At 63.6% G+C, this 18445-nt stretch carries 15 protein-coding genes; 11 read left to right on the top strand and 4 right to left on the bottom strand.

The window, feature by feature from the left end; genetic code table 11:
* Position 1: 1 nt before the first annotated feature.
* From carA to ACX80Q_RS05715, 10 genes are all read left to right on the top strand, one after another.
* Entirely contained in the window at positions 2-1183 is a 1182-nt protein-coding gene (gene carA, locus ACX80Q_RS05670; RefSeq protein WP_459329545.1) for a glutamine-hydrolyzing carbamoyl-phosphate synthase small subunit, read from the top strand.
* Complete coding sequence (carB, locus tag ACX80Q_RS05675) at positions 1183-4512, top strand: carbamoyl-phosphate synthase large subunit (RefSeq protein WP_459329546.1); 3330 nt, start codon at positions 1183-1185, stop codon at positions 4510-4512. The genes carA and carB overlap by 1 nt, the downstream gene beginning before the upstream one ends.
* The gene (gene pyrF, locus ACX80Q_RS05680) at positions 4502-5341 is read left to right on the top strand and encodes an orotidine-5'-phosphate decarboxylase (RefSeq protein ID WP_459329547.1); all 840 of its coding nucleotides are present in this window, start codon (positions 4502-4504) and stop codon (positions 5339-5341) included. Before carB ends, pyrF begins: the two co-directional genes overlap by 11 nt.
* A 100-nt stretch (positions 5342-5441) precedes the next feature.
* Positions 5442-5762: an integration host factor, actinobacterial type gene (mihF, locus tag ACX80Q_RS05685; RefSeq protein WP_459329548.1), complete on the top strand. Its 321-nt coding sequence runs from the start codon at positions 5442-5444 to the stop codon at positions 5760-5762.
* The gene (gene gmk / locus ACX80Q_RS05690) at positions 5759-6373 is read left to right on the top strand and encodes a guanylate kinase (RefSeq protein ID WP_459329549.1); all 615 of its coding nucleotides are present in this window, start codon (positions 5759-5761) and stop codon (positions 6371-6373) included. The genes mihF and gmk overlap by 4 nt, the downstream gene beginning before the upstream one ends.
* A gap of 52 nt (positions 6374-6425) precedes the next feature.
* The gene (gene rpoZ, locus ACX80Q_RS05695; protein ID WP_038462701.1) at positions 6426-6683 is read left to right on the top strand and encodes a DNA-directed RNA polymerase subunit omega; all 258 of its coding nucleotides are present in this window, start codon (positions 6426-6428) and stop codon (positions 6681-6683) included.
* 23 nt (positions 6684-6706) lie between these two features.
* Positions 6707-8047, top strand: a complete 1341-nt coding sequence (locus ACX80Q_RS05700) for a bifunctional phosphopantothenoylcysteine decarboxylase/phosphopantothenate synthase (RefSeq protein ID WP_459329550.1) — start codon at positions 6707-6709, stop codon at positions 8045-8047.
* Between the two features lie 80 nt (positions 8048-8127).
* On the top strand, positions 8128-9330 hold the full coding sequence (gene metK / locus ACX80Q_RS05705) for a methionine adenosyltransferase (RefSeq protein ID WP_459329551.1): 1203 nt from the start codon (positions 8128-8130) through the stop codon (positions 9328-9330).
* A gap of 165 nt (positions 9331-9495) precedes the next feature.
* The gene (locus ACX80Q_RS05710) at positions 9496-11595 is read left to right on the top strand and encodes a primosomal protein N' (protein WP_459329552.1); all 2100 of its coding nucleotides are present in this window, start codon (positions 9496-9498) and stop codon (positions 11593-11595) included.
* A gap of 183 nt (positions 11596-11778) precedes the next feature.
* The gene (locus ACX80Q_RS05715; protein ID WP_459329553.1) at positions 11779-12474 is read left to right on the top strand and encodes a DedA family protein; all 696 of its coding nucleotides are present in this window, start codon (positions 11779-11781) and stop codon (positions 12472-12474) included.
* Between the two features lie 93 nt (positions 12475-12567).
* Here ACX80Q_RS05715 and ACX80Q_RS05720 read toward each other — a convergent pair whose 3' ends face one another.
* Genes ACX80Q_RS05720 through ACX80Q_RS05735 form a run of 4 tightly spaced genes read right to left on the bottom strand, consistent with a single transcriptional unit; the run spans position 12568 to position 16443 of the window.
* Positions 12568-13653: a glycosyltransferase gene (locus ACX80Q_RS05720; protein WP_459329575.1), complete on the bottom strand. Its 1086-nt coding sequence runs from the start codon at positions 13651-13653 to the stop codon at positions 12568-12570.
* A gap of 2 nt (positions 13654-13655) precedes the next feature.
* Positions 13656-14594 (bottom strand): alpha/beta fold hydrolase, encoded by a 939-nt coding sequence (locus ACX80Q_RS05725; RefSeq protein ID WP_459329554.1) that lies wholly within the window; start codon positions 14592-14594, stop codon positions 13656-13658.
* 2 nt (positions 14595-14596) lie between these two features.
* Positions 14597-15430, bottom strand: coding sequence for an aldo/keto reductase (locus ACX80Q_RS05730; protein WP_459329555.1), 834 nt, complete (start codon positions 15428-15430; stop codon positions 14597-14599).
* Positions 15431-15480: 50 nt separating this feature from the next.
* Positions 15481-16443, bottom strand: coding sequence for a sugar-binding transcriptional regulator (locus tag ACX80Q_RS05735; protein ID WP_459329556.1), 963 nt, complete (start codon positions 16441-16443; stop codon positions 15481-15483).
* 173 nt (positions 16444-16616) lie between these two features.
* Between ACX80Q_RS05735 and ACX80Q_RS05740 the strand changes: the two genes are divergently transcribed.
* Entirely contained in the window at positions 16617-18386 is a 1770-nt protein-coding gene (locus ACX80Q_RS05740) for a glycerol-3-phosphate dehydrogenase/oxidase (RefSeq protein ID WP_459329576.1), read from the top strand.
* Positions 18387-18445 lie beyond the last annotated feature (59 nt).

Consider the following 18445-nt stretch of genomic DNA (forward strand, 5'->3'; position numbering starts at 1 on the left):
AATGAGTGATGCAATTATGCCTGCACAGGCACTTTTGGTCTTGGAAGACGGCCGCACTTTCCGTGGCACCAGCTACGGAGCGCAGGGCACCGCCCTGGGCGAGGCAGTCTTCACCACCGGCATGACCGGATACCAGGAAACCCTCACGGATCCCTCCTACGCCCGCCAGCTGATTGTCCAGACGGCCCCGCACATCGGCAACACCGGTGTCAACGCCGCAGACAATGAGTCCAGCAAGATCTGGGCCGCCGGTTACGTTGTCCGCGACGCCGCCCGCCGCCCGTCCAACTGGCGCTCGGAGGGATCGCTCGACGACGAGCTCACCTCCCAGGGCATCGTTGGGATCCAGGGCGTTGACACCCGCGCCATCACCCGCCACCTGCGTGAACGCGGTGCCATGAAGGCAGGCATTTTCTCCGGTGCCGCTGCAGAGAGCACCCACGCCGAGCTCCTGGCCGAGGTGCTGGCCCAGCCCTCCATGGAAGGCCTACAGCTCGCTGAAGAGGTCAGCGTGAAGGAAGCCTACGTCGTCGAGCCCTCAGCACACGGCTGGGAAGGCGAGCCGCTGTTCTCCATCGCGGCGCTGGACCTTGGCATCAAGGCCATGACGCCCACCCGCTTCGCCGAGCGCGGCGTGCGCGTCCACGTGCTGCCGGCAGCCACCACCTTCGAAGAAGCAATGGCGCTGAACCCCGACGGCGTATTCCTCTCCAACGGCCCCGGCGACCCCGCTACGGCCAACCGCCAGGTGGGCTTTGTGCGCAGCTTCCTGGATGCCGGCGTGCCGTACTTTGGCATCTGCTTCGGCAACCAGATCCTGGGCCGCGCCCTGGGCTACGGCACCTACAAGCTGCGCTACGGCCACCGCGGCATCAACCAGCCCGTCATGGACCGCAGCACGGGCAAGGTGGAAATCACCAGCCAGAACCACGGCTTCGCCGTGGACGCCCCCCTGGATGGCCCCACCCAGGCTCCCGAGGAGCGTTTTGGCCGGGTTGAAGTAAGTCACATCAGCCTTAACGACCAGGTGGTGGAAGGGCTCTCCTGCCTGGACATTCCGGCCTTCTCCGTCCAGTACCACCCCGAGGCTGCAGCCGGCCCGCACGACGCCGCCTACCTCTTTGACCGGTTCATCGCCTTGATGAGCGCCACCAAGAACGCACAGACTGAGGAATCCAAGTAATGCCGAAGAGAGAAGATCTTAAGTCCGTCCTGGTCATTGGATCCGGTCCCATTGTGATCGGCCAGGCCGCAGAGTTTGACTACTCCGGCACCCAGGCCCTGCGCGTGTTGAAGGAGGAGGGCCTGCGGGTCATCCTGGTCAACTCCAACCCGGCCACCATCATGACCGATCCCGAGTTTGCTGATGCAACCTACGTGGAGCCGATCACCCCCGAGGTGGTTGAGAAGATCATCGCCAAGGAACGCCCCGACGCCATCTTGCCCACACTGGGCGGGCAGACGGCCCTGAACACGGCCATCGCGCTGGATAAGAACGGCGTGCTGGCCAAGTACAACGTCGAGCTGATCGGCGCCAACATTGCCGCCATCGAACTCGGTGAAGACCGCGAAAAGTTCAAGGGCGTCGTTGAGCGCTGTGGCGCCGAGTCGGCCCGCAGCCACATCATCCACACCATGGATGAGGCGTTTGCAGCAGCCGAGGACCTGGGCTACCCCATGGTGGTGCGCCCCTCCTTCACCATGGGTGGGCTCGGCTCCGGCCTGGCCTACAGCCCAGAGGACTTGACCCGCATTGTGGGCCAGGGCCTGCAGTACAGCCCCACCACCGAGGTTTTGCTGGAAGAGAGCATCCTGGGCTGGAAGGAATACGAGCTGGAGATGATGCGCGACAAGAACGACAATGTCGTTGTGGTCTGCTCCATTGAAAACTTTGACCCGGTGGGCGTCCACACGGGTGACTCCATCACGGTGGCCCCGGCCATGACCCTGACGGACCGCGAATACCAGAACCTGCGCGACATCTCCATCGCCGTCATCCGCGAGGTTGGCGTTGACACAGGTGGTTGCAACATCCAGTTCGCCATCGAGCCCGACACCGGCCGCGTCGTCGTGATTGAGATGAACCCGCGCGTGTCCCGCTCCTCGGCACTGGCCTCGAAGGCTACAGGCTTCGCCATCGCCAAGATCGCCACCAAGCTCTCCCTGGGCTACACCCTGGATGAGATCCCCAACGACATCACCCAGAAAACGCCGGCCTCCTTCGAGCCGAGCCTTGACTACGTTGTTGTGAAGGTGCCCCGCTTCGCGTTCGAGAAGTTCCCGGCGGCGGACCCCACGCTGACCACCACCATGAAGAGCGTTGGCGAAGCCATGGCCATGGGCCGCAACTTCACCGAGGCCCTGCAGAAGGCGCTGCGCTCCCTGGAGCAGAAGGGCGCCAGCCTTGACTTCTCCTCCGTCAACGCCCTGGATGTCCCCGATCTGATCGAGGCCGCCAAGCGCCCCACCACCGATCGGCTCTCCCAGGTCCAGCGCGCCCTGTTGGGTGGCGGCACGGTTGAGGAACTGTACGCTGCCACCGGCATCGATCCCTGGTACCTTGACCAGCTCGTGCTGCTGAACGAGGTTTCGGCCACGATCCGCCAGTCCACGGCCCTGACACCGGAGATGCTCAAGCTGGCCAAGCGCCACGGCTTCTCCGACGCCCAGATCGGCGCCCTGACCAACAATTCCGAGGCCGTGGTGCGCGGTGTGCGCCAGGCCCTGGGCATCCGCCCCGTCTACAAGACGGTGGACACCTGTGCGGCCGAGTTCAACGCCTACACGCCGTACCACTACTCCTCCTACGACGAGGAGGATGAGATTGCGCTGCACGAGAAGCCGTCCATCATCATCCTGGGCTCCGGACCGAACCGCATTGGCCAGGGCATCGAGTTTGACTACTCCTGCGTGCACGCCTCCATGGCACTGCGCAAGGCCGGCTACGAGACCGTCATGGTCAATTGCAACCCGGAAACCGTCTCCACCGACTACGACGTCTCCACCCGCCTGTACTTTGAGCCGCTGACGCTCGAGGACGTGCTGGAAGTCATCGCTGCTGAAGAGCGCACCGGCGGCGTCATGGGTGTGTTCGTCCAGTTGGGCGGCCAAACCCCGTTGAAGCTGGCCCAGGAACTGGCCGACGCCGGTGTCCCCATCCTTGGCACCTCGCCCGAAGCCATTGACCTGGCCGAGCACCGCGGCATGTTTTCCCGCGTGCTGGATGACGCAGGCCTGATTGCGCCCAAGAACGGCACAGCCGTGTCCTTCAACGATGCCAAGAAGATCGCCGATGAGATTGGCTACCCCGTCCTGGTCCGCCCGTCCTACGTTTTGGGCGGCCGCGGCATGGAGATCGTCTACGACGAAGCCAACCTGTCCCGCTACATCAAGAACGCCACGGAAATCACCGAGGCGCACCCGGTCCTGATCGACCGGTTCCTGGAAGACGCCATCGAAATTGACGTTGACGCGTTGTTCGACGGCAAGGACATGTACCTCGGCGGCATCATGGAGCACATTGAAGAGGCCGGGATTCACTCCGGTGACTCCGCCTGTGTGCTGCCTCCCATCACCCTGGGCAAGGACGTGCAGGACCGCGTCCGGGCAGCAACCCGCGCCATCGCCGAAGGCGTGGGCGTCCGTGGCCTGATCAACATCCAGTTCGCCCTGGCCGCTGACATCCTCTACGTCTTGGAAGCCAACCCGCGGGCCTCGCGCACCGTGCCGTTTGTTTCCAAGGCAACGGGTGTGCAGATGGCCAAGGCCGCAGCGCTGATCGGTGTTGGCGTGTCCATCGCCCACCTGCGCAGCGTCCACCACATCCTGCCGGAAATTGGCGACGGCGGCACCCTGCCGGACAGTGCACCGGTGTCCGTCAAGGAAGCTGTCATGCCGTTCAACCGTTTCCGCACCCCGGAGGGTCACGTTGTTGACTCGCTGCTGGGCCCGGAAATGCGTTCAACCGGCGAGGTCATGGGTATTGACAAGCACTTTGACACGGCGTTCGCCAAGAGCCAGGCCGGCGCCAACAACGCCCTGCCCGTCTCTGGCAAGGTTTTTGTCTCGGTGGCCAACCGTGACAAGCGCTCCATCATTATGGCCGTCAAGCGCCTCTCCGACCTGGGCTACGAGATCGTTTCCACGGGCGGCACGGCGGATGTGCTGCGCCGCAACGGTATCGCCTCCACCATTGTGCGCAAGATCGGTGAAGGCACGTCCGTGGACGGTGAAGGAACCATTGTTGATCTGATCAACAACGGCGACATCGACATGATCTTCAACACCCCCACCGGCGGCCAGGCCCGCGGCGACGGCTACGAGATCCGTGCTGCAGCCGTCTCCAACGGCAAACCCTGCATCACCACGGTTGCCGAGTTCAACGTGGCCGTCCAGGCCATGGAGGCCCTGCGTACCTACGAGTGGGATGTCACCAGCTTGCAGGAGCATGCGAAGGTTCTGGCAGCTGGCCAAGCCTTGCAAAACAGTCAGGCCGAGCAGCATGCCAAGTAACAACACTGGCTTCGGCACGCGCCTGGCCGCGGCCATGGTCGCCAAGGGTCCCCTGTGTGTGGGCATCGACCCGCACCCGGGGCTCCTGGCGGCCTGGGGCCTGCCGGACTCTGCCCAGGGCCTGCGGACGTTCTCCCAGACCGTGCTGGAGGCCGTGGCGCCCCTGGCCGCGGCCATCAAGCCGCAGGTGGCGCTCTACGAGCGTCACGGCTCGGCCGGCCTGGCAGCACTGGAGGAACTCCTTGAGGCCTCCGTGCAGGCCCATGTGTTGACCATTGCCGACGCCAAGCGCGGAGACATTGGCTCCACCATGGCCGGCTACGCCGATGCCTGGCTGCGCGACGGTTCCGCCCTTGCCGCGGATTCCGTGACCCTGAGCCCGTACCTGGGCTTCGAGTCGCTGCGTCCGGCCCTGGACCTGGCGGCAAGCAACGGGCGCGGCGTTTTCGTCCTGGCGCTGACCTCCAACCCCGAGGGTGCCTCCGTGCAGCACGTGGGCGGGCACGAATCTGTGGCCAAACGCATTGTGCAGGCGGCAGCGGCCGAGAACCAGCGCTACGCCAATGAGACCTTGGGCTCAGTTGGTTTGGTGGTGGGTGCCACAGTTGGCGCGGCATTGACGGAGCTGGGCATAGACTTGGCTTCCGTCAACGGCCCCATCCTGGCACCCGGGCTTGGTGCCCAAGGCGCCACGGGGGCGGATATGCGCGCCACTTTTGGTGCCGCCTATCCGGCCGTTCTGGGTACCTCCAGCCGCGGCATCTTGGCAGCCGGGCCGGATATCTCCGCCCTGCGCCAGGCCACAGTGGAGACCTTGGCGGGTTTGTAGTTTCCTGGCGGATTGATTTGATCCCTTGGTGCGGATAGGTTCAAAGAATTACTTTGTTCCTGTCCGCACCATTGTTCGTCATCGCTAGGGGAGTCTTTACGTGAATTTGCCAGCACTTTCACTCCAAGATCGCGCCGATGCACGGCTGAAGGCAATAGCAGCGCGGGGCATCAGATCACGGATCAAGGCTGATCTAAAAAATGGCCAGATGACAGTTGGTGCTGTTCTCGCTGCGGCGGCACAGGAACCAGCCGTGGACAGGCTTAAAGTTTGTGAACTATTGGAAGCCCTTCCGGGCATTGGAAAGGTACGTGCAACTGTGATCATGAGCGAGCTGGGGATTGCCCCAACCCGCAGGGTGCGTGGCCTGGGCGTGCATCAGCGCCGGGCCTTGGTGGACTATCTGGGGCAGGGATCATGAGCGACGTCCATGTACCCAGCGAGAATGTCACCCGCACCAAGCCGCGCAGCGGTGTAACAGTCCTGGCGGGCCCCACGGCCGTTGGCAAGGGAACTGTTTCCACCTTCATCCGGGACAACTACCCTGTGGTGTGGCTGTCAGTTTCGGCCACCACGCGCCCGGCCCGTCCTGGGGAAGAAGAAGGAATCCACTACTTTTTCAAGACGGCCGAAGAATTCGATGGACTGGTTGCCGACGGCGACTTGCTCGAGTGGGCCGTGGTGCACGGCGTCAACCGGTACGGCACGCTGCGCAGCACCGTTGAGGCTGCTGTGGCTGCAGGAAAGTCCGTGCTGCTGGAGATTGACCTGCAAGGGGCGCGCCAAGTCAAAGCGGCCATGCCGGAAGCCGATTTTGTGTTCCTCGCACCGCCCAGCTGGGACGAATTGGTTCGCCGTTTGGTGGGACGCGGCACAGAAACGGCCCAGGAACAGCAGCGCCGCCTAGAAACAGCTAAACTGGAACTTGCTGCCGCGCCGGAGTTTGACTACATCATCGTCAATGACGATGTCAGCCGTGCTGCAGCCGCGCTTGTTGACTTGATGGGGCTCACGCCTCACCACATTGTTTGATCCGTCTTAGATTGATCGGCAAGACCCCTTTACACACTTTTTGGAGAAGTAATTGACTACACAACCCGAAGGCATCATCAATCCCTCGATCGATTCGCTGCTTGAAGCAGCCGACTCGAAGTACGGACTGGTCATCTTTGGTGCCAAGCGCGCACGCCAGATCAACGCATACTACGCACAGCTCCACGAGGGCCTGTTCGAATACGTTGGCCCCTTGGTGGACACCAAGCTCAACGAGAAGTCCCTCTCCATCGCTTTCCGTGAAATCGACGAGGGTCTGCTGGTTTCCACTCCCGTAGAGACCGTCTAATCAACGCGTAAAGAACACTGACGGTGTCACGACTTAACATTGTTTTGGGGGTAGGCGGCGGCATCGCCGCCTACAAGTCGGCTTTGTTGCTGCGCCTTTTCACCGAGGCCGGCCATGACGTCACTGTCATCCCCACCGACGCGTCCACGAAATTTGTGGGCGTGGCCACGTGGGAGGCGCTGAGCGGCCACCCCGTCACCAACAGTGTGTTTGACGCCGTCGATACCGTTAATCACGTTCGGCTGGGCCACGAGGCCGATCTGATAGTGGTGGCACCGGCCACGGCTGACCTACTGGCCAAGGCAGCCGGCGGCCACGCCAACGATCTTTTGACCACCACCTTGCTGATGGCCCGGGGGCCGGTACTTTTTGCCCCGGCCATGCACACGGAAATGTGGCAGCACGGCGCCACGGTGGCCAATGTGGCCACCCTGCGTGCCCGTGGCGTCCACATCATGGATCCCGCCGTGGGCCGGTTGACGGGCCCCGACTCGGGTCCCGGACGTCTGCCGGAACCGGCAGACATTTTTGCCGCTGCCTTGGCCCTGGTTGAGCAGCCGGAACCGGCCTTGGCCGCAGAAGTTTTGGCCGCAGTAAATCTGCGTCCGGCAACTGTGGAGACCAGCACCGTGGAGCCCAGCCCCGCCGAGCCCACGGCAGAAACCAGCGCTCTCCTTGCCGGCAAGCGTGTCCTCATCACAGCCGGCGGCACCCGGGAACCCCTGGATCCGGTGCGGTATTTGGGCAACAAGTCCTCGGGCAAGCAGGGTGTGGCACTCGTAGAGGCCGCCCTAGCTGCCGGGGCCGACGTGACCTTGATCCACGCGCCCATGGATGTGCCGGCTCCTGCCGGGGCAAAACTGCAGCAGATTGAAACAGCCCTGGAACTGCGGGCCGCCACCTTGGCTGCCGCGGTAACGGCGGATGTTGTCATCATGGCCGCGGCCGTTGCCGACTTCCGTCCCGCCAACATCTCCACTGGCAAGATCAAAAAGCGGGACAACACCGATGACCCCGTCATCACCCTGGTCCGCAACCCCGACATCCTGCTGGAACTGGTGGCCCACAGGGCCGCACAGAACCAGCAGCAGCTCATTGTTGGCTTCGCCGCCGAAACAGGTGACGAGCAGGCCGATGCCAGAACGTACGCACAGGCAAAACTGCAGCGCAAGGGTTGTGATCTCCTGGTGGTCAACGAAGTTGGCCCCGGTGACTCCGGCTCCGAACGTGTCTTTGGCCAGGACACCAACCAGGTTGAAATCCTGGCCCTGGACGGTGCCGAGCCCGTGCAAACCGGTGGGAGCAAGCGCGAGGTTGCCAACGCCGTCGTACATCTTATTGCGCAGCGGCTGGGCGGCCGCTAAACCGTGCGTCAAAGCAATGTGTATGACAATCCATGTCTGCCGCCAATGGAGCGCGGCACTTTCCCCAGTAAAGTAGAACAGTGACTTCAGCAAACCCCCTGCGCCTATTTACCTCCGAATCCGTGACGGCAGGCCACCCCGACAAAATCTGCGACCAGATCAGCGACGCCATTTTGGATGCGTTGCTGGCCGAAGACCCCGATTCCCGGGTGGCCGTTGAAACCATGGCCACCACTGGCCTGGTCCACGTTGCCGGCGAGGTGACAACCAACGCCTACGTGGAAATCCCGGCGATTGTGCGCAACACCATTTTAGACATTGGCTACGATTCCTCGGCCAACGGCTTCGACGGTGCCCGCTGCGGCGTTTCCGTCTCGATCGGCCAGCAGTCCCAGGACATTTCCGACGGCGTCTTCAACGCTCTGGAGGTCCGTGAAGGCACCGCCGTGGACAAGTACGACACCCAGGGCGCAGGAGACCAGGGCCTGATGTTTGGCTACGCCAGCAACGAGACCGCCTCCTACATGCCCACCCCCATCTTCCTGGCCCACCGGCTCTCGGAGCGTCTGACGGACGTGCGCAAGTCAGGGCTGTTGTCCTATCTGCGCCCCGACGGCAAGACCCAGGTGACCATCGGGTACGACGGCGAAACGCCCGTTTCGGTGGACACAGTGGTCATCTCCAGCCAGCACGCCGAAGGGACGGAACTGGCCAAGCTGCGTGCCGACCTGCAGGAATTTGTTATTGCACCGGTCATGGACGCCTCGGGCCTGGATGTCTCAGCCATCAAGACGTACCTGAACCCCGCAGGCCCGTTTGTGGTGGGCGGACCCGTGGGCGACGCAGGCCTGACCGGGCGCAAGATCATCGTTGACACTTACGGCGGCATGGCCCGCCACGGTGGCGGCGCGTTCTCCGGCAAGGATCCGTCAAAGGTTGACCGCTCCGCCGCCTACGCCATGCGCTGGGTTGCCAAGAACGTGGTTGCCGCCGGCCTGGCGTCACGTGCAGAAGTACAGGTTGGCTACGCCATTGGTGTGGCGCGCCCCGTGGGCGTCTATGTGGAAACCTTCGGCACCGAGACGGTTGACCCGCGCCGCATCGAGGACGCCATCGCGGCCATCTTCGACCTGCGCCCCATGGCCATCATCGACAGCCTTGACTTGAAGCGCCCCATCTACGCCAAGACGGCAGCCCACGGCCACTTCGGCCGCGACGAGCCCGATTTCACCTGGGAAAACCTTGACCGGGTTGATGCCTTGAAGGCATTCTTCAACGCCTAAGCAGTTTGCAAGCCACAGCGTTATCCACAGCTAAGCACGGTTCGCTGACTTCTTTGTCGGTGGGCTGTGCTTAGCTTGTTTTAGCTGCCTTTTTATTGGGCCGCCACAGCACGCCACAGCACGCCACAGCACGCCACAGCCCCACGCCACAGAAGAGAGGACGCCATGGAAGAAGACCAAAGCCATGGCGTGCAGCTGAGCCTGCTCAGCGGTTTTGTGGCCAAGGAACGCGTACCCGATCCGCACAGTGGCGTTGTCCTGGCGCCGCGGCTGCCGGTGGCCCAGGTGATCATTGATTCGCCCCTGCCGCACCTGGACCGGATCTTCGACTACTCGGTGCCCCTTGAGCTGGACGCCAGCGCCCAGCCGGGGGTTCGGGTGCGGGTGAAGTTCTCCGGCCAGGACCTCAACGGCTTCCTCGTGGCCCGGGTGGCCGAGTCGCAGAGCGAGCGTTTGGTGCCCCTGAACCGGGTCTACTCCGCGGTTCCGGTGCTGACCCCCGCCGTGCTGGAGCTGGCCCACAAGGTGGCCGAACGGTATTGCGGCACAGTGGCGGACGTGCTCCGCGTTGCCATCCCGCCGCGTGTTGCCAGCCTGGAGAAAATCTACTTGGCGAAGGACACCGCTGCGGCTCATGATGCGCTTGAGCCAGCCCCCGCAGCCCACCCCGGTGCCTCCCTGTTCGGGGACTATTCCCACGCCGAGGACTTCCTGACACAGCTGGCCATGGGGGCGTCGCCTAAGGCGGTGTTGGGCGCACTGAGCGGTTTCGGGGCACATTCGTGGCAGCACCAGCTGGCCCAGGCCGTGGCGTACTGCCAGCTTTCGGGCCGCGGAGCCATAGTGGTTGTTCCCGACCTGCGTGATCTGGATTTGCTGGAGGGCGCCTTCGCCGCTGTTTTGCCGCCCGACAGTTTCGTAAAACTGACGGCCGATGCCGGCCCCAGCCTGCGCTACGCCAACTACCTGCGCGTTCTTGCAGGGGACGTGAAAATTGTCATTGGCACCCGCTCGGCGGCCTACGCGCCCGTGGCGGACCTGGGCCTGGTGTGCTGCTGGGACGACGGCGATGAGCTGCACGTGGAGCGCCGGGCCCCCTACCAACACAGCCGGGACGTGCTGCTGCTGCGCTCGGAGGTTGAAGGCACCGCCGTGCTGATGGCCGGGCACAGCCGCAGCAGCGAGTCCCAGCGCCTAGTGGCCACGGGGTGGGCCCAGGAGTTGGTGGCCGGGCGCACCACTGTGCGCAAGTCCACACCCCGGGTCATCAGTACCTCCGATTCCTATGAGCAGGAACGTGACCCTGCCGCCGCGATGGCCCGCCTGCCGCACAGGGCCTGGGAAACGGCCAAAGCAGCGTTGAAATTTGGCCCCGTCCTGGTGCAAGTTGCCCGGACCGGATACGCCCCGGCCCTGGCGTGCCAGCGCTGCCGGGAGGTGGCGCGCTGCAAACACTGCACGGGGCCGTTGATGCAATCGCGGTCCCCAGGATCCACCTCCGTCATGGTCACATGCAAGTGGTGCGGCCAAGCCGAGACTGCGTTCAGCTGCAGCACCTGCGGAAACCATGAGTTGCGCGCCATCGTCGTGGGGGCGCTACGCACTGCGGAGGAGCTGGGCCGGGCCTTCCCTTCGGTGCCTGTCATCTCCTCCTCGGGGGAAAACATCAAGGGGACCGTGCCGGACAAGCCTGCCATTGTGGTGGCGACTATTGGGGCGGAACCCGTTGCACCCCATGGCTACGCGGCGGCCTTGTTGCTCGACGGCGATTCCATGCTGCGCCGTGAATCCCTGCGGGCCGGGGAGGAGACGCTGCGGCGTTGGATGAACGCGGCCGCCCTGGTCCGTTCTGCCAAGGACGGCGGGATAGTGGTGGTCACGGCCGAAGAATCTGTGGAAGTGGCGGCCCTGGTCCGTTGGGATCCGGCCGGTCACGCAGAAAGGGAGTTTGCCCTGCGGCACGAGCTGGGACTGCCCCCCGCTATGCGCCTTGCCTCGCTGACTGGAAGCGAAAAGGATGTTGAGGCGTTCACGGCAGCCCTGAACTTGCCGGATTCCGTGCGCACCATTGGTCCTGCGCCCGTCACAGGCGGCCGTGGCGCCGTCCCCGGGGATGAGGCACCCGACTACAGGACCATCCTGCTGTTTCCCTATGCCATGGCAGCAGCCGTCACGGCCAGCATGCGGGCCCTCAAGGCAGCCAACGCGGCCCGGCGCCTCGGTTCCCCCGTGCAGGTTCGTTGCGACGGTCTGGACGTTCTCTAGGGCCTGCCAGCATTCTTCGCCATGGCGCTGCGACCCTGAGCCCAAGGGTGCACCCCTGAGGCGAAATTGGGGGGTTTACCCCATAGCCCGGCGGCGCGTGGCCACGTAGCGTTGATGTCATGAGCAACCACAGCGCCAAAGCCCCACGACCCGTTTTGGCTGATCGAACGGGACAGTGCGCCTGTGCTGGTGGTTCTTGTGGGTGAGCTCAGCACACTCTTTGGAGCGTTGACAGATCTCCTGCTGGGAGCGGCAGGGCAGCCATGGATCTATCTGGTGGTTGTCCTAGGCTGCATCATTGACGGCTTCTTCCCGCCCTTTCCTAGCGAGGCCATTGTGGTGGGTCTGGCAGCCTTGATGCTCACCCAGGAGGGACCGTCGCCCTGGCTGTTGCTGCCGGCTGCGGCTCTGGGAGCCTTCATTGGGGACAATATTGCCTACGCGATCGGTCGGCGAGTGGGCACCACGCGCTTCAAATGGATGCGGGCCCCCATCATGGCGCGCTCCTTTGGCCGGGTGGGCCAAAAGCTCGAGCAGCGTGCCGTGTCCTTCATCCTTGTGGCCCGTTTCCTCCCCGTGGTGAGGGTTGCCGTGAATCTCACGGCCGGAGCCACCGGGTACTCTCGCACATGCTTCATGGCCATAACGGCATTCTCGGCCACCCTGTGGGCAGGCTACTCACTGGGCATCGGTGTCCTGGCCGGGACATGGTTCCAGGGCAGTCCCATGCTTGGACTCGTTGTGGCCATTGCCATCGCTGCGTCGCTGGGTCTCATCGCAGATTGGGTGGCGGGACTTTTCCGCCGTAAGGCACGGCCGGGGGCCATCGGTCAGGGCGTTCCAGCCGAGTCCAGCCAAGACCAGCTCGTCAGCAGCTAAAGCGCCTGCCGAACGTACAGTTGATGCCGATGTTGCCTGGCAACATCGGCATCAACTGTACGTTCGGCAGGCTCAACGGTGTCTAGTGCCGCACTAGGGTCGCAGTTCCTGGGCAATGGCCAGCAGTTCCTGCGCCGAGGCATCCCAGCTGAACGCCGCAGCCTGGGCCACGGACGCCACGGAACTGGCCGACCATGCGGCGTGGGAGTCCAGCGACCGCACGGCAGCGGCAAAGCCGGCGGGCGAATCGGCGGGCACGTAGTGCGCTGCCGTGCCGCCCACTTCCCGGAAAATCTCGGTGTCGGCAACAACAACAGGCGTACCCAGGGCCATGGCCTCAACCAGCGGCAAACCATAGCCCTCGGCCTTGCTCAGGGTGACTAGCGCCGTGGTGCGCAGCAGGAGTTCGTCGTACTCCGCGTCCGTGACGCCGTTGTGGAACACCACCTTTGCCCCCGAAGGCACCAGCGCCTCAAGCTCGGCCCGGCGATCGGGCGTGATGCGGCTGAGCAGGTTCAGCGTGAAATCGGGCAGCTCAGCCATGCCGCGGATCAGGGTCTCCACATTCTTGTACGGCATGAACGAGCCCATGTAGGCGAGCGACTTCTCCGGCGCAACGGCCGGGTCACGGGGCGTCCGCTCACCTTGCGGCGCATTGCCGATGATCCGCACGGGCCGCTTGGTGAGGCGGTGCTTGTGCATGAGCCCCAAGGTGGTCTGGCTGATGGTGGCCACCACGTTGGCCCGGTTGAGCAGCACCCGCTGCGGCCAGTACGCCTTGTGGTACAGGCGCCACAGCACACGCACAGGTGCCGGCAGGAAGCCGGGCGGGGCGGGGTGCTCGTAGTAGATGAGGTCGTGCAGGGTCAGCACCAGCGGATACTTCCGGCCCCAACTGCCCATGGTCTGCATGGGGCAAAACACCAGATCGGCGCCCAGCTTGTTCACCTGCCTGGCCACAAGGAGTTCCACGGGCGACAGCGGGGAGTTGATCCTCACCCACGGCAGATCGGGCAGCAGGGCTAGTTGGCGCTCGTCGTGAATCAACATGGTCACCTTGGCATAAGGTGCGACGGCGGCCATGAGGCTCGCGCCGTAGCGGCTGATGCCGTCGTGGTGGTCCATCCGGGTGAACCGGGCGTCCATGACGATGTGCGGCTTGCTTGATGCGACGGGCATGCTCACGGTGCGGGGTGCCTTTCCAGGAAGTCGGTGATGGCAGCGGCTGCCGGTTCGGGTGTTTCGTAGTGGATCAGGTGGCCCACATTCTCAATGACCACCAATTCACCCTGCGGCAGCAGTTCCTCAAGCTTGTGCTGGTGCGGGAGCGTGGCAATCTCATCCTGCGCGCCGGCAATCAACAAGGTGGGCAGCTGCAGCTGGGCCGCCACTTCCCGCACGGTGCCGCTGACGGAGGCCCTGAACGATTCCAGCAGCATGTCCCGGTCGGCGAAGCCGCTGAAATACGCGTGGTGCTGGCCATGAATGAACGCCAGCAGTTCCGGCTCGCGCGTCTTGGCCATGGTCACACTCATGATGTGGACCACCAGTTTGCTGCGCAATAAGGCGTTGCCCAGGCGGGCCGGCAGTTTGGCTGAGGCCCAGTAGTAGAACACCGCCAGTTTTGTCATGATGCCCTTGGGCCCCTCCAGGGCTGGGGACGCAATGGGGTTGACTAGGATCAGCGGGTAGACCCTCCCGGGGTGGGTGGCCACAAAGTGGCTGACCACAATGGAGCCGAAGGAGTGCCCCAGCAGCACGGTGTTGGGACCTAGATTCAGGGCCACCAGGAAATCGTTAAGGAAATCGCCGTAGCCGGCAATGTCATGAGATCGGCCTGCCACCCCGCCCGGAGCGAACGCGGGCGACTCGCCAAAGCCGGGGAGATCGGCCATGATGATCCGGTACTCCGGGAGACGTTCAACCACGCGCTCCAGGCCATGGTGGTCGCCACGGAAACCATGCACCATGACAATGGTGCGCGCGCCAGCCTGGGCGGCTGCGTACTCCCAGTAGTGCACCGGGGTGCCTGCCAGCTCAAGGATGTGGGCGCTCTCCCGATCGGCCAGGTCCACAGCGATACGTGAGGTCAACGGCGTCGTACTTCTTTTCACTGCCATTCCTAGTTCATGAGTTTGGGGTCGGACCCGGAGCGGCGGCCACTCTCCAGGGCAGCGATGCGCGCCATGTCAGGCTCGCTCAAGGTGAAGTCAAAGACGTGCAAGTTCTCCTGGATGCGCTCCACCGTGCTGGCCTTGGGAATCACCAGATGCCCAGACTGCACATGCCAGCGCAGCACAATCTGCGCCGTGGTGCGGCCATGCGCGGCGGCAAGTTCAGCCAGTACTGGGTCGGCCAAAATACTGCCACGGGCCAGGGGGCTCCACGCCTGGGTGGCGATGCCAAGCGAGGCATGGAGGGCGCGCAATTCGGTTTGGGGGAGCCACGGGTGGAGCTCCACCTGGTTCACGGCGGGCACCACGTGGCACGCGTCGAGCAGCTGCGCCAGGTGCTCCGCCTCAAAGTTGCTGACGCCGATGGCCCGGACGCGGCCCTGCTGGTACAGCGTCTCGAGAGCCTTGTAGGTGGGGATGAACAGCCCGCGCTCGGGGCACGGCCAATGGATCAGGAACATGTCAAGGTAGTCCAGGCCAAGGCGGTCCATGCTCGCGTCAAAGGCCGCCAGGGTGGAGTCGTAGCCGTGCTCGGTGTTCCACACCTTGGAGGTCACAAACAGCTGCTCGCGGGGCGTTCCGCCGGCAACGGCGCCGGCGATGGCCGCGCCAACACCCTCCTCATTGGCGTAGAGGGCCGCGGTGTCCACCGTCCGGTACCCGGTATCCAGAGCCGTGGAGACAAGGTCCGCGCACTCCTGGGCCGGGACCTTGTAGACACCGAAGCCGAGAACGTCAATGCTGACACCATTGTTGAGCAGGTATTTGGGGGAGCGTTGCATAGTAATGACTTTACCCAGTCAGGGCGCCCGCCCCGGCATTGCCGCGCGGCTCAGAGGCCGTCCAGGCCATGCAGGAAGCCAAAGATGGGGTCGGAGGAGGGGCTGCTTTGCTCCACCAGCTCCCGTGCCGTTATCTCATCCAGGATCAGGTCGGTGACCAGCCCGGCGGCGAGTGCGCCGCGCAGTCCGGTGATCTTCTTGGGGCCTGAGACAACACAAATTCGACGCCGGACCTTGCGCAGGCTGTCCAGGCTGGGCCCGCTGGAACGGTCGTTGAGGACAATGCCGGCGTCGCTGCCATCGGAGCGGAAGAAGACTGTGGCCACATCCCCGGCCACGCCGCTGGCATCAAGGGCGTCCAGGTCTGTGGTGTCCAGGTAGCCGCCGCTGTAAACGTGGCTGGGAATTTCGGCATCCATGGAGCCCACCCCAAAGATGGCGATGGTCATGCGCTCCTGCAGGTCAAGGATGCGCCGGACGCTGCGCTCCTTCCACATCATCTCTTTCGTTTCTGCATGGTCAAAGAATGCCGGGACGGGGAATTGCTCCACCTTGGCCCCATAGGCCGTGCCAAAGCGGCGGACGATTTCCGAGGCGTACGTGATCCCGGAGGTTTGGGTGTTACCCGCCCCGTTGAGCTGGACGATCGTGGTGCCGTGGGTGGTCTTGCGGGTCAGGTGGCGGCTGACGGTGCTCACCGTGGACCCCCAGGCCACGCCGATGACGGCGTTGGATCCCACCAACGGGCCAATGGTGCGTGCCGCCTGCATGCTCACACGCTCCAACACCTCCACCTCGCTGAGCATGTCGGAGACGGGTACCACGTGAACCTCCACCTTGTGGCGGTTGCGGATGACCCGTTCCAGCTCGGGCGCCCTATCAGAAGGAGTCTTGATTTGGATCTGGACCAAACCGCTTTCCCGGGCGGAGGACAGGAGCCTGGAGACGGTGGATCGGGAGGTGCGCAATTCGCGGGCAATGGCGTCCATTGTCTGGTCCTGCAAGTAGTACATTTGTGCAGCCCGGAGCGTATCCTGCTGTCTCGTTCGCTTGGAAGCCATGGGATCTCAGCCCTTTCTGCACGTTCGTGCATCCCTGTTGACTATATTTTCCATCTGTTCAAACAATAATGGGAATAGGCGCGTAAGGCGCAACCCAACGGGACTCGAATGAGGTCAATGTGAGAATCCTAGGCAACGCTGGCAAGAACCATGATTCACAGGATGTCCACCCTGCGGTACGCACCCAGGTGGAGGCTTTAAAGGAGCGTCCGCGTGCAAGCGTGTTGATCATTGGCGGCGGCATCAACGGTGTTGGCACCTTCCGTGACCTTGCCCTGCAGGGTGTGGACGTGGCGTTGGTGGAACGCGGCGACTACTGCCAAGGTGCCTCCGGTGCCTCCTCCCACATGATCCATGGCGGCATCCGCTACCTGGAAAATGGCGAGTTCCGCCTAGTCAAGGAATCGGTCATGGAGCGCAACGGGCTGCTCAAGATCGCGCCCCATTACGTCAAGCCGCTGCAGACAACCATCCCCATCTTCAGCACCTTCTCCGGCATCCTCAGCGCCCCCATGCGTTTTTTGACCCACAAGCAGGGCAAGCCCCAGGAGCGCGGCGCCTTCTTGATCAAGGTTGGACTGTCACTTTATGACGCGTTCTCCCGCGACGGCGGCACCGTTCCCCGCCACGATTTCAAGGGCCGCAAGAAGGCCCTGACGGAGCTGCCCCAGCTGCACCCGGGCATCAAGTACGCAGCCACGTACTATGACGCATCGGTGCACAACCCGGAGCGGCTTACTTTGGATGTCCTCCAGGATGGCGAAAAGGCTGGCGTGAGCACGGCCGGGGCAACAAACGCCCGGGCCACCAACTACTTGGCGCTCACGGCAGTGACGGACGACGGCGTCGAACTCACCGACCAGCTCACCGGCGAGTCCTTCACCTTCAACGCCGACGTCATTGTCAACACCACCGGTGCCTGGGTGGATATGACCAACGCGGACATGGGTGCAGCCACCCGCTTCATGGGCGGCACCAAGGGATCCCACATTGTGTTGGACCACCCCGGCCTGCTGGCAGCCTGCAACGGCCGCGAAATCTTCTTCGAACACACTGATGGCCGCATCGTGCTGATCTACCCCATGGGTGACAGGGTCCTGGTGGGCACCACAGATGTTAACGCCGACATGAACGCGGACGCCGTCTGCACGGAAGAAGAGATCGACTACTTCTTTGATTTGGTGGGCCATGTGTTCCCCAACGTCTTGGTCACCCGTGAGGACATTGTGTACAGCTTTGCCGGTGTGCGCCCCTTGCCCCGCCATGATGAGACGGCCCCGGGCTTCGTGTCCCGCGACTACCGCATTGAGCGCGCGGACCGCACCATTGCCGGCTCCGCGGTTCCGGTCCTCAGCCTGGTGGGCGGCAAGTGGACAACGTTCCGTGCCCTGTCCGAGCACATGACCAATGACGTCCTGGCCATTTTGGGCAAGAGCCGCAAGATCAGCACGGCGAAGCTGCCCATCGGCGGCGGTGCCAACTTCCCGGCCACCGACGCAGCCATTGAGGCGTGGATCGCAGCTCACACCAGCGAGTCGGTTGACGCTGCCCGGGCCGGGGTGCTGCTGACCCGCTACGGTACGCGCGCCCAGGATGTCCTAAACTACCTCAACGCAGGCGTTGACACGGTCTTCGACTCCACCCGTGAACTGAGCAGCCGCGAGGTGGCCTTCATGGTGGAGAACGAACAGATCGGCCACCTCATTGACGTCATGATCCGCCGCACATCACTGGCCTTCCGTGGCCTAGTCACCAGCGAACTGCTGGCTGAGACTGCGGCGGCACTGGCCGGTCCGCTGGGCTGGGACAGCGCCAAGGTGGCAGCTGAGATCAGCCACAGCATTGAGATTCTGGACCGTTTCCACGGTGTCCAGGTACAAAGCTTGATTGCCTAAGCCCCTGGGGGCAAAGGGGGCTCAAGAGGGCCACACACAGGTGTGAGCCTTTTAGTGAA

The organism is Arthrobacter sp. HLT1-20, assembly GCF_054510895.1.